Origin of the sequence: Immundisolibacter sp. (assembly GCF_041601295.1) — a bacterium.
Lineage (GTDB): Bacteria > Pseudomonadota > Gammaproteobacteria > Immundisolibacterales > Immundisolibacteraceae > Immundisolibacter.
In genome coordinates, this window is the sequence record NZ_JBFIII010000076.1 from 1 (window position 1) to 15370 (window position 15370).

Genomic DNA, 15370 nt, shown 5'->3' on the forward strand with positions numbered 1-15370 from the left:
CCCCGTCCGCGTATGTCGCAATAAGCAAAGCGCATTGCACCGTATTTCTTCCTCAACGGTGTAGCTCAAGGCAACTGTTGCCGTAGCCGCGTCCGAACTTCCGACCAAGGGCTTTGGTCTTGCGGGTTGTTTTCCAGATCGGCCAAACGGACATCAAGAAGGGTTTTTTCTTCTTCTGTCACTGGCGCGTCCGCGGGGGACAGGGTTTCCCAAACGGCTCCGATGAGTTCAAGCCGATCGGCTGGACTCATGGTCTTTACACGGGAAAGAAGCGCTGCATCAACCATGGGAGGGGTACCTCGATTGCTGTTTGGTACTTTTATACACCCAGAACCGCAGATTCCGATCCCGGATTTCGCCGCGCTTCATCCTGGCGCCCCGTGGCTGCGAACATCCCAACACAAACCGTCAACCGGTTGCTCCCGCGCGCTGCGCCCTGGCCACCAGCGCCCGCCCGGCCTTGCTGCCGGATGGCCGGCCAAGCGCCTCGCTGATGTAGGTCCCGGCAGCGCACAACGCGTCCAGATCAACACCGGTTTCGATGCCCAGGCCATGCAGCATGTAGACCACGTCCTCGCTGGCCACGTTGCCGCTGGCGCCGGGGGCGTAGGGGCAGCCGCCCAGGCCCGCTACGGAGCTGTCGACGCTGGCGATGCCCTGGTCCAGGCAAGCCAGGATGTTGGCGAGCGCCTGACCGTAGGTGTCGTGAAAATGCAGCGCCAGCGGCGCGGTCGGCGCCGCCTGCCTGACTCGCTTGAGCAGCGCGTGTGCCTTGCCCGGTGTGCCGACACCGATGGTGTCGCCGAGCGAGACTTCGTAGCAGCCGAGTTCAAACAGCGCTGCCGCCAGTTCCGCCACTTTTGCCGGGTCAGTGGCGCCCTCGTACGGGCAGCCGAGCACGCAAGACACGTAGCCGCGCAGGCGCACGCCGGCGGCGCGGGCCGGCGCGGCGATGGCGGCGGCGCGTTTTAGCGATTCCTCGATCGTGCAGCGGGTGTTGTGCTGCGAGAAGGTTTCGGACGCGGCGGTGAAAAGACCCAGCTCGTCGATGCCGCAGGCCAGGGCCCGTTCCAGCCCCTGCACGTTGGGTGCCAGGGCGGCGTAGCTGACGCCGGGCTGGCGGTTCAGACCCGCGCACACGGCCTCGGCGTCGGCCATCTGCGGCACGGCTTTGGGGCTGACGAAGGCGGCGACTTCGATGTAGGTGAGGCCGGCCGCCTGCAAGCGCTCGATCAGGCCCAGTTTTACCGCCAGAGGCACCGTGTCCGGGATGTTCTGCAGGCCGTCGCGGGGGCCCATCTCGCAGATGCGGATGCGCGGCGGCAGGCTGCCCGGCAGCATGTCAGGTCTCCGGTGGAACGAAGCTGACCAGCACCGCGGCGGCCGGCACGAAATCGCCGGTTGCACCGCCCAGGCTCTCGATCACCCCGTCGTGCGGGGCGACGATGCGGTGTTCCATTTTCATGGCTTCCAGCACCAGCAGCAGGTCGCCCTTGGCCACCTGCTGGCCGACCTGCACGGCTACCTGCACCAGCTTGCCGGGGAGGGGCGCGGTCAGGCGCAGTTCGGCTTCTTCCTCGCCGGCCTCGGCGGCCAGCGGGTCGAGGTAACGCAATTTCAGGCGCTGCGGGCCGGACAGTTCGAAGCTCTCCCCACTGCGCCAGACGCGCCACGTCTGCTGCCCCGCCGGGCCATCGACGGTGAGCGCAGCGCCGTCATGCCGGCCGCTCAGCGGGCCGTCCAGGTCGCCGCATTGCCAGTTGTAACCGCCGTCGTTGCGGCCGGTGAGGGTGAGTGTGTGCTCGGTCTCGTCGGCCGTTAGCCAGCGCACGGTGCGCGTGGCCGGCACGCCGACCCGGAATGGCCCGGCCAGCGACCAGGGCGAGGCGCGGTCGTTGCCATGCTGCGTCGAAGCCGCGGCTTGTTCGTCGCTGGTCAGGCGCCAGGTGGCGGCCAGCAGCGCGTCGACCGATGCCGGCGACGGCGCGACCAGCCCGTCCAGCACGCCTTCCAGCCAACCGGTGTGGTGGCTAACGGCCGCAAAATCGTCGGTGGCGAGAATGCGCTCCAGCAGCGCCACGTTGCTGGCCACGCCCACTGTGGCGGTCTCGGCCAGCATGGCCAATAGCCGCGCGCGCGCCTGCTCGCGGTCCTCGCCCCAGGCGATCAGCTTGGCGAGCAGGGAGTCGTAATGCGACGGCACGCTGTCGCCGGTCTCAAAGCCGGTGTCGACACGCCGCCCCGGCCCGGCCGCAGGCAGCGCCAGCGTGTCCAGCCGGCCCACGCCGGGCATGAAGCCGCGCGACGGGTCTTCGGCGCACAAACGCACCTCGATGGCGTGGCCGCGGCGCGGGATGTCGGCCTGTGCCAGTGGCAGCGGTTCGCCGGCCGCCACGCGAAGCTGCCACTCGACCAGATCCAGGCCGGTGATCAGTTCGGTAACCGGGTGCTCCACCTGCAGGCGGGTGTTCATTTCAAGGAAATAGAACGCCCCGTCCGGCGCCAGCAGGAACTCCACCGTGCCGGCGCCGCGGTAGCCGACCGCCTGCGCGGCGCGCACCGCCGCGGCACCCATGCCCGCCCGCTGCGTGTCGGACAGCCCCGGCGCCGGGGCTTCTTCCACCACCTTCTGGTGCCGGCGCTGCACGGAGCAATCGCGCTCGAACAGGTGCAGCGCGCCGCCATGCGCATCGGCGAACACCTGCACCTCGACATGCCGGGCGCCGGTCACGTAGCGTTCCAGCAGCAGCGTGTCGTCGCCAAAGGCCGCCAGCGACTCGCGCCGCGCCCCGGCAATGGCGTCGGCAAGATCGCCGGGCCCGTCCACGCGGCGCATGCCGCGCCCGCCGCCGCCGGCCGTGGCCTTGACCAGCAACGGGTAGCCGACGCCACCGGCTGCCTTGATCAACTGCGCGTCGTCCGCGCCCGGCGCGTCGAAGCCCGGCACCACCGGCACGTCGGCCTGCCCCACCAGGCGCTTGGCGGCGTCCTTGGCGCCCATGGCTTCGATGGCCTCCGGCGGCGGGCCGATGAAAACCAGCCCGGCCTGCGCGCAACGGCGCGCGAACTGTGCGTTCTCGGCCAGAAAGCCGTAGCCGGGGTGGATGGCCTGCGCGCCGCTGGCAAGCGCCGCTTCGATCACGGCATCGATGTCCAGGTACGACTGCGCGGCCGGCGCCGGTCCCAGGCGCAGCGCCCGGTCTGCCAGGCGCACGTGGCGGGCGCCAGCGTCGGCGTCCGAATACACAGCCACGGTGTGGATGCCCAGGCGCTTGGCAGTGGCGATAACGCGGCAGGCGATTTCGCCGCGGTTGGCGATCAGGATGGTGTGGAACACGTCAGGTTATCCAGTCCGGGGCCCGGCGGGCGAAAAAGGCCTGAAGTCCTTCCTGGCCTTCGTCCGACACGCGCAGGCGGGCAATCAGGGCCGCGGTGTCGCGCTTGAGAGACTCGCGATCGGTAGCGGCTTGCACGTCTTCCACGAGCCGTTTGCACGCCACGAGCGCCGTGGGGCCACCCTTGAGCAGCTCGTCAAGCAGCAGGTTGACTGTTGCATCGAGTTCATCGGCCGCCACCACCTCGTGCAACAGGCCCATATGGAGGGCGCGGCGGGCCTGGAAACGCTCGCCGGTCAGGAAATAACGTCGCGCCTCGCGCGCGCCGATGGCGCGGACGACGTACGGCGCGATGGTGGCCGGCGCCAGCCCCAGGCGCACTTCGGTCAGGCCGAACCTGGCGCCTTCGACGCCGACGGCGATGTCGCAGCAGGCCACCAAACCCACGCCACCGCCGAACGCACTGCCATTGACGCGCGCCACGGTAGGCTTGGGCAGGCGGTCCAGCACATCCAGAAGCGCCGCCAGACGGCGTGCGTCGGTCTCGTTTTCCGCGGCGCTGTAGCCGATCATGGACTTCATCCAGCCCAGGTCGCCACCGGCTGAAAAGCTCTCGCCGGCACCGGTCAGCACCACCGCCCGCACCGCCGGGTCGTCGCCCAGCTGTCCGAACAACGCGGCCAGCTCGGCGATAACAACATCATTGAACGCGTTATGGATCTGCGGGCGGTTCAGCGCCACGGTAGCCACGCCGCGGTGGTCTGTATCCAAAGTCAGGGTTTGCAGGTCCATGGCGCCCTCACATCCGGAATACGCCGAAGCGCGGCTCGGGAATCGGTGCGTTCAGCGACGCTGACAGGGCCAGACCCAGCACGTTGCGCGTGTCGGCCGGGTCGATCACGCCGTCGTCCCACAGCCGCGCGGTGGCGTAATAGGGGTGGCCCTGGACCTCGTACTGGTCGCGGATCGGCGTCTTGAAAGCGTCTTCCTCTTCGACGGTCCAGGTGTCGCCGCGCGCCTCGATGTTGTCACGCCGCACGGTGGCCAGCACGCTGGCCGCCTGCTCGCCGCCCATCACCGAGATGCGGGCGTTGGGCCACATCCACAAAAATCGCGGCCCGTAGGCGCGCCCGCACATGCCGTAATTGCCGGCCCCGAACGAGCCGCCGATGATGACCGTGAACTTGGGTACTTGGGCGTTGGCGACGGCGTGCACCAGCTTGGCACCGTCCTTGGCGATGCCGCGGCTCTCGTACTCGCGCCCGACCATGAAGCCGGTGATGTTCTGCAAAAACACCAGCGGAATCTTGCGCTGGCAGCACAGCTCGATGAAGTGCGCGCCCTTGAGCGCCGACTCCGAGAACAGGATGCCGTTATTGGCGATGATGCCGACCGGGTAACCCCACAGGTGCGCAAAGCCGCACACCAACGTGGTGCCGTACAGCTGCTTGAATTCCTGAAACTCCGAGCCGTCCACCAGGCGGGCGATGACCTCGCGCACGTCGAACGGCTGGCGGGCGTCGGCCGGCACCAGGCCGTACAGGTCGTGGGCATCGAAACGCGGCGCGACCGGTTCGCGCAGCGGCAGGTCGACGCGCTTGCTGCGGTTCAGCGTCGCCACGATGTCGCGGGCGATGCCCAGCGCGTGCAGGTCGTTCCTGGCCAGGTAATCGGTGACGCCGGAGGTGCGGCTGTGCACGTCGCCGCCGCCCAGTTCCTCGGCGCTCACCACTTCGCCGGTGGCCGCCTTCACCAGCGGCGGGCCGCCCAGAAAGATCGTGCCCTGGTTTTTAACAATGACGGTCTCGTCGCACAGCGCCGGCACGTAGGCGCCGCCGGCGGTGCAGGAGCCCATGACGATGGCGATCTGCGGGATGCCGGCCGCCGACATCACCGACTGGTTGTAGAAGATGCGTCCGAAGTGGTGCTGGTCGGGGAAGACCTCGTCCTGCAGCGGCAAAAAGCCACCGCCCGAATCCACAAGATAAATGCACGGCAGGCGGTTTTCGAGCGCGATCTGCTGCGCGCGCAGGTGTTTTTTGACCGTCAACGGGTAGTAGGTGCCGCCCTTGACGGTGGCGTCGTTGGCGACGATGACCACTTCCTGCCCGCAAACCCGGCCGATGCCGGTGACGATGCCGGCCGATGGCGCCTCATCGTCGTACAGGCCGATCGCCGCCAGCGGCGAGAATTCCAGAAACGGCGTACCCGGATCGAGCAGTGCTTCCACGCGCTCACGCGGCAGCAGCTTGCCGCGCGCGCTGTGCTTGGCCTTGGCGCGCTCGGGGCCGCCGGTGGCGTACTGCGCCAGTTTGGCCTTCAGGTCCGCCACCAGCGCGCGGTTGTGTGCGGCGTCGGCCTGGAACTGCGGCGCGGCGGGGTTCAGCTTGCTGTCGAGTACCGGCACGCGGGGCTCCCTCGGTTCGGTGTGCGGTGTGGTCTACGCCGGATCGTCCGGGGCCACCCGCAGCAGGATTTTGCCCCGCGTGTGGTGAGTTTCGCTCATCTCGTGCGCGCGGGCCGCCTGTTCCAGCGGCAGCACGGGGCCGATCTGTGGTCGCAGCCGGCCCTGCGCGGCCAGCTCCGCAATCCTGGCCAGCTGCGGACCGTCGGCGCGGGCAATCAGCAACTGCGAGGTGACCGGCCCGATGTGCATGTCCTGTTCGGTCGCGACGGGGCTGAGCAGCACGATGCGCGTGCCGGCGTGCACCAGCGGCGCGCAGCCTTGCAGCGACACTCCGGCAAAGGCGGCGAAGATGACGTCCACGCCGGCCGGGAACTGCGCCGCGACGGTGGCCGCGAAATCCAGCGCCTGGTAATCCACCACCAGCGTGGCGCCCAGGCTGCGCAGGAACGCGTGATTGGCCGGGCTGGCGCTGGCGATTACGGTCGCCCCGGCGTCGCAAGCCAGCTGCACCGCCAGACTGCCGACGCCGCCAGCCGCGCCGGTGATCAGCACCACCTCGCCGGGCTTCAGCTGCGCGACTTCGAACAGGCCCTGCCAGGCCGTGTGGCCGGCCACCGGCAGCGCCGCGACCTGCTCGAAGCTCAGATTGGCGGGTTTGTGCGCCAGCTTGGCGGCCTCGACCGGGACGAATTGCGCGTAGCCACCCCAGTGCATCAGCCGCTGCTGCAGAAAGCCGAACACGGCATCGCCGACCTTGAAGTCCTGCACCGCGGCGCCGACCCTGGCCACCACGCCCGAGACCTCGCGGCCCATGATGGCCGGGAATTCGTAGGGGACGAAATCCTTTAACTGACCTTTGCGAATGCGCCAGTCGATGGGATTGACGGCAGCGACATGGACCGCCACCAAAACCTGGTCGTCGGTGATCGGCGGCATCGGCCGCTCGACCAGTTGCAGTTGCTCCGGGCCGCCGAAGTCGTTGATAACAATTGCTTTCATGCGTAAGGGGGGCTCGGTCCGGAGGCAATTGGGCAAACGTTCAAAACGCAGTGGTGGAACCTAGAGCAGCTCCACCGCCAGCGCCGTAGCCTCACCGCCGGCCAGGCAAATCGCCGCCACGCCGTACTTGCCACCGCGACGGCGCAGGGCGTTCAGCAGCGTGACCACGATACGGGCACCCGACGCCCCGACCGGATGACCCAGTGCGCAGGCGCCGCCCAGCACGTTCATCTTCTCGTGCGGAATGCGCAGTTCCTGCATCACCGTCATCGGCACCACGGCAAAGGCTTCGTTGACTTCGTACAGGTCCGGCTTGTCCGGGGTCCAGCCGAGCTTGCGCAGCAGCACCTCGATCGCGCCGACCGGCGCGGTGGTGAACCAGGCCGGGTCCTGCGCATGGGTGGCATGGCCCAGCACCCGCGCCAGGGGTTTCAGGCCACGGCGGGCGGCTTCGTCCTCGGCCATCAGCACCAGCGCGGCGGCACCGTCGGAGATCGACGACGAATTGGCGGCGGTGACCGTGCCGTCCGCCTTGAAGGCGGGCCTGAGGGTGGGAATCTTGTCGATCTTGGCCGTCAACGGCTGCTCGTCCTTGTCGTAGCTGACCTCGCCGGCCTTGGTCTTGACCGTCACCGCCACGATCTCGGTAGCCGAATCGCCCTCGTTGGTGGCGCGCTGGGCGCGGCGCAGGGACTCCATGGCAAAGGCGTCCTGCGCCTCACGCGAGAAACCTTGCCGCTCTGCGCAGCGCTCGGCAAAGGCGCCCATCAGCAGGCCCTCGCGCACGTCCTGCAGACCGTCGCAGAACATGTGATCGAGCACCTGGCCGTGGCCCATGCGCAGGCCCTGACGCACCTTGGGCAGGATGTACGGCGCGTTGCTCATGGACTCCATGCCGCCGGCCAGCGCGACCTTCACGTCGCCGCTGCGAATCTGGTCGAAGGCGTACATGGCCGCCTTCATGGCCGAACCGCACATCTTGTTGATGGTGGTGACCGGCACGCCCAGCGACAGGCCCGCCTTGAGCACCGCCTGGCGGCCCGGCGCCTGCCCCTGGCCAGCCGGCAGCACACAGCCGATGTGCGCGTCCTCGATCTGCGCGCCGTCCACGCCGGCGTCGGCGACCACCGCGGCGATGGCGGCGGCGCCCAGGTCACTGGCCGACAGGCTGGCGAACTGACCCTGGAAACTACCCATGGCGGTGCGCCGGGCGGCAACGATAACGACGCCGGTTGTCATGGCGATGTGCTCCTTATGCAGTGAAATGCTTGAATGACACAACCGCTCAGGGCGGTGTGCTCCTTATGAATGCGTGTGATCGAACGACGCGACTGTCAGGCGGTTTCGTCGAACAGTTCGCGGCCGATCAGCATGCGGCGGATTTCGTTGGTGCCGGCGCCGATGTCGTAGATCTTCGCATCCCGTAACAGGCGCCCGGTGGGATAGTCGTTGATATAGCCGTTGCCGCCCAGGCACTGGATGGCCTCCAGCGCCACCCGCACGGCGCTTTCCGAGGCGTACAGCAGGCACGCGGCAGCGTCCTTGCGCGATGGCCTGCCGGTATCCACGGCCTCCGCCACCCGGTAGGCGAAGGCCCGCGCCGACTGCAACGCCACGTACATGTCGGCCAGCTTGCCCTGCATCAGCTGAAAGGTGCCGATGGCCTGCCCAAACTGCTGGCGTTCATGCACATAGGGCAGCGCCACGTCCATGGCTGCCTGCATGATGCCCAGGGGCCCGCCGCACAGGGTCACACGCTCGGAATCCAGACCCCGCATCAGCACTTTGACGCCCTGGTTGACAGCGCCCAGCACGTTTGCGGCCGGAATCTCGCAGTCGCGAAACACCAGCTCGCAGGTGTTGCTGCCGCGCATGCCAAGCTTGTCGAGCTTCTGCGCCGTGCTGAAGCCGGGCATGCCCTTCTCGATGATGAAGGCGGTAATGGTGCGCGAACCCTTGGCGGCATCGTCAGTGCGCATGTAGACCACCAGCACGTCCGCGTCCGGGCCGTTGGTGATCCACATCTTGCTGCCGTTGGCGACCCACACGTCGCCGCGCTGGACGGCCGTGCAGCGCATGGAGCCGACCACGTCCGATCCGGCGCCCGGCTCCGACATGGCCAACGCGCCAACGTGCTCGCCGGAGCACAGCTTGGGCAGGAACGTGCGCCGCTGCTCGTCGGTGCCGTTCAGGTACAGGTTGTTCACGCACAAATTGGAATGCGCGCCGTAGGACATGCCGACCGACGCGCTGGCGCGCGACAGTTCCTCGATCGCCACCAAGTGCGCGAGGTAGCTCATGCCGCTGCCACCGAACTCCTCCGGCACCGTCATGCCCAGCAGGCCAAGCTCGCCCATGCGTGGCCACAAGTGCATTGGGAATTCGTTGCTGCGGTCGATCTCGTCCGCCAGCGGCGCCACCTCGTCGCGCGCAAAACGCGCCACGGTGTCGCGCAACAGATCGAGTTCCTCGCCAAGATGCAGATCGAATGCCACGGTCAGTCCCGCCGAGTGTTCGGTTTATGACACCAAGATAGCTTGGAATACTACCACCCGAGGCAGGCCTCCAAGGCACCAGAAAGCGTGTCAAATAGCCTGTGTTAGAGTCTGATTCGATCCGAATTGAGCCGTTCCTGACGTTAAGGAGTCCTGACCCAATGAAGCGTAAAACTGTCCTGTCGTGCACCGCTGCTGCCCTGTTCACGGTCTGTGTAGGCGCAGGTGCGCAAATCAAACCCGAGGACGCCGTCCACTACCGCCAGGGTGTTTACACCGCGATGGGCTGGAACTTCGGCCCCATGGCTGGCATGGTCAAAGGCGAGATCCCCTTCGATGCCAAGGCCTTTGCCTTGCGGGCCGAGCGTGTGGCCTTTTTGAGCACACTGCCGCTGGAAGGCTTCATCCCGGGCAGCCGGGTCGGCAAAACCGACGCCAAGCAGGAAATCTGGGACAACATGGACGACTTCAAGTCCAAGCTGGAAACCCTGCAAACCGAGGCTGCCAAACTGGCCGAAGTCGCCAAGACCACCACCGCTCTTGACGCCCTCAAACCGCAGTTCGGCAAGGTTGGCCAGTCCTGCAAGGACTGCCACGACGAGTACAAGGAAGACTGAAGCAAAACCGCCTGCCCGGCGACCGCTAGCAACGGGCAGGCTGCTGACGTTTACACGATGATGCTAACCGTCCCAACCGGCCTCAGGCCGGGCATGGCCAGCACTGATTTGCGCTGCAAGAACCTGATCTGGCCTTCCGCCCGCAGCAGGCGCAGTTCGTAACGACCCACGAACTGATCCCGTTCACCGTGGCGGGTACGCGCGATCAGGAATGCGGCGGTCGCGTCCAGGGCTCCTTCCCGTTCACCGTGTATCAGAACGTTGGTTACCAGGCGCTGGGTCCGCGAATGCGGCTGCTCGGCGTGGCCCTGCGGCAGGTTGAAACGCTTGACCCGGAAACATAGCTGGCGGTAATCGTCGTCGATCAGGTACAGGCTGTTCACCGGGTCGCCATCCGGGCGGTCAGTGCTCGGCACCTGGTAGCGGGCATCCGGCGCGAACAACTCCAGCCAGGTTTCCAGTTGCCAGGTGTCGAGCAACCAGGCATCCCAGGCCAGGAATTCCTCGACCTCTGCCCGGCTGATGGCTTGCGCGCTCATGAGGCCTCCGCGAACCGATCAATGCCCAGATACTCCTGCCAGGCGTTGAAAAACGCCCGCATCATGAAATCCGACTCTCCCGGGCGGGTGTAGCCACCGGCCAGTTCGGCGGCGATGCCCTTGGAATAATTGACCCACGGTGCCTCGCGGTAGCAGGCGAAGCCGCGCTGGGAGGCTTCCATGCCCTCGGTGTCGTCGGGGGTGGCAAAGCCACCGGGGCCCAGAAAGGTCAGGAACTGCTCGTTGCGTACGCGGGCCAGTTCGGGAGGATCGTCAGCCGGACAGAATTGCCAGGCAGTGATTTCCATGTAATCGACGCTGACCGGCTCGGCCACGCGGATGGTGGTACCCATGATGTCGTTGATGATGAGGTTCGGAAAAATCACTAGATTGCGGTTACGCCGCGCGATGCGGTCGCCCAGTTCCGGACCAAGGCGAGCGAGAAGTTCCTCGCGCCGGGCCAGGATCTGGCCGTTGACGGCATCGCTCCAGGCCGGGTCCGGCTTGCCCTGCGGCCGGCCCCACGGCGCCTCGTACTCGAACACCGTGTGGCCATTGCCCAGGTGCGCCTCGTGGAAGTCGCGGATCGGTTCTTTCATCTCACTGCCGCGCTCACGCAGGTACTGCAGATAGGTGACGTGGGTCGGCATGAAATGATTACCGTCGATCACGTTCACCGGCAACATCTTCCAGTTGGCGCGGGTGGCGTACAGATGCGTGCCCGGCAGCACGCGCATGCCGGCGGCACTGGTCTGACACAGAATGTCCAGGTACTGCGCGGCGCCGGCCAGGTACTCCACCAGGTCGTCACGTCGTGCAAAGCTGACAAAGGTAAAGCCGCGATAACTCGCCTGGCTGGGTGGCGCGATCAGTCCGTGGTCGGCCTTGTCGAACTGGGGCCCAAAGGCAGCCTCCCCCGGCACTTCCACCGCCCGCCCGTCGCAGTCGAAAACCCAGCCGTGGTAGGCGCAGGGGAAGTGCCGGCGATTGCCGAATTCCTCGCGGCACACCTTGGAGCCGTTGTGGGTGCAGGTGTTCAGGTACGCGCGGGCCACGCCGTCCGTGCCGCGCACGTACAGAATGGGCCGGCTGGCGACCGTGCGGGTGACGAAATCGCCCGCATTCGGGATTTCCGTGTCGTGGCCGACGTACAGCCACAGCTTGCCGTAGATCTCCTGCAACTCGCGGGCAAACAGGGCCGGGTCGGCAAATGCGCGCTTGTTGACCAGGTAGCTGTGTACCTGCGGGGCGCTCACGATCAACGCTTCGGGATCGTTTTTGCTCATGTCGTTCCTGTGGGATGGGTGTTCAGGTGGTTTCTGCCACTGGCTGCGACCAACCGGCGGCGGCGTTGGCCTGGCGCGCCAGGGACTGTTCGGCGCCAACGGCATGCTGCTGATCCCAATCGGCTAGGCGCGGGCGCATCACCCGCAGCCACAGCGGCGGCAGCAATGCCATCAGCAGGCACAGCCAGGCGCTTGGCATCTGCGGTGCGTCCGGCAGGGGTGTCAGGTTCCAGTAACGCACGTCAACGTCCATGTGGTGCTGCGAGTGGGTGGTGATCTCGAACATCCCGCCGCGGGTCAGCGGATACAGGTGATTCCAAGCGTGGTGCATGTGCACCGTCGATCCGGGCACGCGGGTCATGCCGTAGTGCTGCGAGTAAGACAGGGCCGTCAGCATCAGCAGCGCCAGCACGGATATCAGCACCGCCAGACCCACGCCCCTGCCGCCCGCCATGGCAGCCACGGCCGTCAGCACCAGCGCGTACTGGGCAAAGCCGCGCCACACGGCACTGCGCCACGACCACGGCGAATAGCCCATGCGCCGCAGGCGGGCCGCCTCCACGCGCCAGCTTTCCAGGTGCCGGTTCCAGCCCATGTAAATCATGAAGCTGTACACGCTTTGCCCGCGCCGGGCGGTTTCGGCATCGACCAGCGTGTCCAGCGCCAGATGGTGCACGTGGTTGTGCGACAACACGCCGTAGGGGGCTAGCAGGAAGGTATCGAGCAGGTTGCCGACCTTGCGCCGGAACACATCATCCCGGTGGCCGAGCTCGTGCGAGGCCGGCAGCGCGCCGTAGGCGGTAACGAAGGCAGTGGACAGCACCAGCCCCACCCAGTCCGCGCCCTGCAAACCGGCCGCCGCCGGCCCCACGCGCCAGGCGAACACGCACCACAACGAGGCCACCAGCGGTAGTTGCAACACCAGCAGCAGGTCGGCAAACCACCCAGCCAAAGGCGCCCGCGGCCGATGGTCCGGACCCAGCGCCGTGTCCACCAGCGCCAGCAGAGGCAGCTCGGCGATACCCAGCCACACCCAGCCGCCGCCCAGCGCGACTCCCGCAATCGCCCCTGACACCATGGCAGCCGGCAGCAGTAACCAGGCGGCCGGCGAAAAGCCTTTAACGGTGTAGTCGGCCATCCGCAAGTCTCCGCGAAAAATACTTCGATCAATCGCTTGATCGGGAGGCAAAACGAGCGTAGCTTTTTTCATTGCGAGTGGCAAACGTCCTTCGCTGCGAGGCCGCAGTCCGGCCCGGCAGCCAGCCCAGACAGCACTCCCGCGCACAAAACGGAGCAGTTATGTCCTCCCCAGCCCCCCAGGCGATTCACGCCGACGACCCGGCCGAGCTGCTGGGCCACGATCGCATCCTGACGCAGGCGCTGCCGCTGTTCGCGACCCAGGGCTACGGCGGCATCACCATGCGCGAGATCGCTCGCGCCGCCGGCCTGACCATCGGCACCCTGTACCACTACTTCGCCAGCAAGCGGGCGCTGTATCTGGCCGTGCTGGACCACGCCTACGGTCAGGCTGCCAAACACTGGGCCAGCGACGTTCTGCACGGACCGGGCGATCCGCACCAACGACTGGCGACCTATTTGCGCGAGTACTGCGCCTTCGTGGCCGGCAACCACGATTTCGTGCGTCTGATGAAGCGCGAGCAGATCGAAGGCGACGCCGAGCAGATGGAATTGCAGGCCAACTCGCTGCTCGCCCAACAGTACGAGGCCACGGTGGATCTGTTCGCCGAGTTGGCGCCTGACCGCGATCCGACCCTGCTTGCCCACTCCCTGCTTGCCATGGTGCTGCACCATTACGAGGTGCGCGCGCTGCGTCCTCACTTCCGTGACTATCGGCCAGAACACGACGACCCGGAGCGGATCGCCGCGCACGTGCTGAGCGTACTGACGCAAGGCATGGGCGGCCGGCCGGCCGAGCCCGGCGCCGACTGTGCGTTTTCTTTCAAGGAGACCTCGTCATGAACCAGCCAAGCATGCCGTCCATCGCTGACCTGCCCAGCCATCCTTGGCCAGATGATGTGGCCCAGGTGCCGTACTGGGTGTATTCGGACCCGGCCGTGTACGCCCTGGAACAGGAGCGCATCTTCCGCGGCCCGACCTGGAGTTTCGTGGCGCTGGAAGCGGAGATTCCCAAACCGTTCGACTGGAAGGCGACCTTTATCGGCGAGACGCCGGTGGTGGTCACCCGCGACGGCGAGGGCGAAATCCACGCCTGGGTCAACCGCTGCGCGCATCGCGGTGCGCTGGTGTGCCGCGAGCTGCGCGGTAACAGCCAGACCCACACCTGCGTCTACCACCAGTGGGCCTACGACAGCGCGGGCGACCTGATCGGCGTGCCGTTTCGCAAAGGCCTGGGCGGCAAGGGCGGCTATCCAGCCGACTTCCAGATGGCCGAACATGGCGCCCGCAAGCTGCACGTGGCCCGCTACAAGGGGCTTGTTTATGCGAGTTTTTCGGACGCCACGCCGCCGCTCGAAACCTATTTCGGACCCGACATGCTGCGCTGGGTGGACCGCGTGTTCACCGGGCCGGTGGAGTTTCTGGGCACCTCGCGCCAGTACATCCACTCCAACTGGAAGCTGTACACCGAGAACACCAAGGACCCCTACCACGCCTCGCTGCTGCACCTGTTCCACGCCACGTTTGGCGTGTACCGCTCGTCCATGGGCGGTGGCTGCACGGTCGGCGGCGAGCACGGAATGCACAGCATCCTGCGCGCCTGGAAGATCGAGGACGAGGACATCGGCGAGTACAAGACCGGCAAGATCCGCACCTACGACGAGGGTGTGACGCTCGCCGATCCGTCGGTACTCGCGGTGCACCCGGAGCTCGAACCGGTATTCACGAACCACATCCAGTCCCTGTTCCCAAGCATGGTGCTGCAGCAGATCCACAACACACTGGCCGTTCGCCAGATCGTGCCCAAGGGCGTGAATGCCTTCGAGCTGGTGTTCCATTTTTTCGGCTACGCCAACGACACACCAGAACTGCGCGCCATGCGCATCAAACAGGCCAACCTGGTCGGTCCGGCCGGCTACATCTCGATGGAAGACGGCGAGGCGACGCAGCTGGTGCAGCAGGGCATCGTCGGTGCAGCAGGCGAATGTGCCTACGACGCCCTCGGCGGACGCGGCACGGACAGCACCGATAGCCTGGTCGACGAAGCCCTGATCCGCTCCTTCTGGCGCGGTTATCGGGGCCTTATGGAGTTCTGAACGGACCCAGTCTCAACCCCTCACGCAAGGACACGCATGCACACACCAGCAATACCGCTAGTCAACCCCGAAGTCCTGGACTTTTCCGCCAAAGGCGGCGATTTCCGCGCCCACGCCAGCGAGCCGCTGATCATCGAAAACGAAGCCCTCGGCTACCGCATCAAGTATTTCCTGACCGAGTTCGTCGCCATCCCCAACCGCACCAAGTACGACGGCGAGCCGCTCTTCGAGGAGATGTCGACGGCCGACCCGGTACAGGCGGCGACGTGGAAGGCCCGGCGCGACTCGTCGTTCTACGGCTCATTCCGCCATTTCATGCTCGCCGCGCTCAACGACAAGGTCGAAGCCCATGGTTTCAAGATCTACAGCCGCCCGGCCCGGCAAAGCTTCAGCGGCGGAGCCGCCCCTTCGGACCAGCGCTACCCCATCAAAGCCGGCGACATCCTCAAAGACGGCGAG

The 15370-nt window shown here is 66.6% G+C and carries 14 protein-coding genes and 1 pseudogene; 4 read left to right on the top strand and 11 right to left on the bottom strand.

Going from position 1 to position 15370, the window contains the following annotated elements; genetic code table 11:
- Window positions 1-65: 65 nt before the first annotated feature.
- The 8 genes from ABZF37_RS10440 to ABZF37_RS10475 all read right to left on the bottom strand — a co-directional run bounded on the left by ABZF37_RS10440 (window position 66) and on the right by ABZF37_RS10475 (window position 9236).
- The gene (locus ABZF37_RS10440) at window positions 66-287 is read right to left on the bottom strand and encodes an addiction module protein (RefSeq protein ID WP_372719619.1); all 222 of its coding nucleotides are present in this window, start codon (window positions 285-287) and stop codon (window positions 66-68) included.
- Window positions 288-408: 121 nt separating this feature from the next.
- Window positions 409-1341, bottom strand: a complete 933-nt coding sequence (locus ABZF37_RS10445; protein WP_372719621.1) for a hydroxymethylglutaryl-CoA lyase — start codon at window positions 1339-1341, stop codon at window positions 409-411.
- A gap of 1 nt (window position 1342) precedes the next feature.
- Window positions 1343-3337 (bottom strand): biotin carboxylase N-terminal domain-containing protein, encoded by a 1995-nt coding sequence (locus tag ABZF37_RS10450; protein WP_372719623.1) that lies wholly within the window; start codon window positions 3335-3337, stop codon window positions 1343-1345.
- Window position 3338: 1 nt separating this feature from the next.
- Window positions 3339-4127 (bottom strand): enoyl-CoA hydratase/isomerase family protein, encoded by a 789-nt coding sequence (locus ABZF37_RS10455; RefSeq protein ID WP_372719625.1) that lies wholly within the window; start codon window positions 4125-4127, stop codon window positions 3339-3341.
- A gap of 7 nt (window positions 4128-4134) precedes the next feature.
- Window positions 4135-5742, bottom strand: coding sequence for a carboxyl transferase domain-containing protein (locus ABZF37_RS10460; protein ID WP_372719627.1), 1608 nt, complete (start codon window positions 5740-5742; stop codon window positions 4135-4137).
- Between the two features lie 33 nt (window positions 5743-5775).
- Entirely contained in the window at window positions 5776-6741 is a 966-nt protein-coding gene (locus tag ABZF37_RS10465; protein WP_372719629.1) for an NADP-dependent oxidoreductase, read from the bottom strand.
- A 60-nt stretch (window positions 6742-6801) separates the two neighbouring features.
- Entirely contained in the window at window positions 6802-7980 is a 1179-nt protein-coding gene (locus ABZF37_RS10470) for an acetyl-CoA C-acyltransferase (protein ID WP_372719631.1), read from the bottom strand.
- A gap of 95 nt (window positions 7981-8075) precedes the next feature.
- Entirely contained in the window at window positions 8076-9236 is a 1161-nt protein-coding gene (locus tag ABZF37_RS10475; protein WP_372719633.1) for an isovaleryl-CoA dehydrogenase, read from the bottom strand.
- Between the two features lie 161 nt (window positions 9237-9397).
- On the opposite strand from ABZF37_RS10475, the gene ABZF37_RS10480 reads away from it, so the two are divergent.
- Window positions 9398-9853, top strand: coding sequence for a cytochrome c (locus ABZF37_RS10480; protein ID WP_372719635.1), 456 nt, complete (start codon window positions 9398-9400; stop codon window positions 9851-9853).
- Window positions 9854-9903: 50 nt separating this feature from the next.
- On the opposite strand, the gene ABZF37_RS10485 is transcribed toward ABZF37_RS10480, so the two are convergent.
- The 3 genes from ABZF37_RS10485 to ABZF37_RS10495 are packed head-to-tail and all read right to left on the bottom strand — an operon-like array spanning window position 9904 to window position 12816.
- A complete protein-coding gene (locus tag ABZF37_RS10485; protein WP_372719637.1) occupies window positions 9904-10392 on the bottom strand; it encodes an aromatic-ring-hydroxylating dioxygenase subunit beta in 489 nt (162 codons plus the stop codon).
- Window positions 10389-11678 carry an aromatic ring-hydroxylating dioxygenase subunit alpha gene (locus ABZF37_RS10490; protein WP_372719639.1) on the bottom strand — a complete coding sequence of 430 codons (1290 nt, stop codon included), beginning with the start codon at window positions 11676-11678 and terminating at the stop codon, window positions 10389-10391. The genes ABZF37_RS10485 and ABZF37_RS10490 overlap by 4 nt, the downstream gene beginning before the upstream one ends.
- 22 nt (window positions 11679-11700) lie before the next feature.
- Entirely contained in the window at window positions 11701-12816 is a 1116-nt protein-coding gene (locus tag ABZF37_RS10495; RefSeq protein ID WP_372719641.1) for a fatty acid desaturase, read from the bottom strand.
- A 161-nt stretch (window positions 12817-12977) separates the two neighbouring features.
- Between ABZF37_RS10495 and ABZF37_RS10500 the strand changes: the two genes are divergently transcribed.
- The 3 genes and pseudogenes from ABZF37_RS10500 to ABZF37_RS10510 all read left to right on the top strand — a co-directional run.
- Entirely contained in the window at window positions 12978-13658 is a 681-nt protein-coding gene (locus tag ABZF37_RS10500; RefSeq protein ID WP_372719643.1) for a TetR/AcrR family transcriptional regulator, read from the top strand.
- Window positions 13655-14911, top strand: coding sequence for a Rieske 2Fe-2S domain-containing protein (locus ABZF37_RS10505; RefSeq protein ID WP_372719645.1), 1257 nt, complete (start codon window positions 13655-13657; stop codon window positions 14909-14911). The genes ABZF37_RS10500 and ABZF37_RS10505 overlap by 4 nt, the downstream gene beginning before the upstream one ends.
- A gap of 36 nt (window positions 14912-14947) precedes the next feature.
- Window positions 14948-15370, top strand: a pseudogene (locus ABZF37_RS10510) (carboxypeptidase regulatory-like domain-containing protein); the annotation flags it as partial.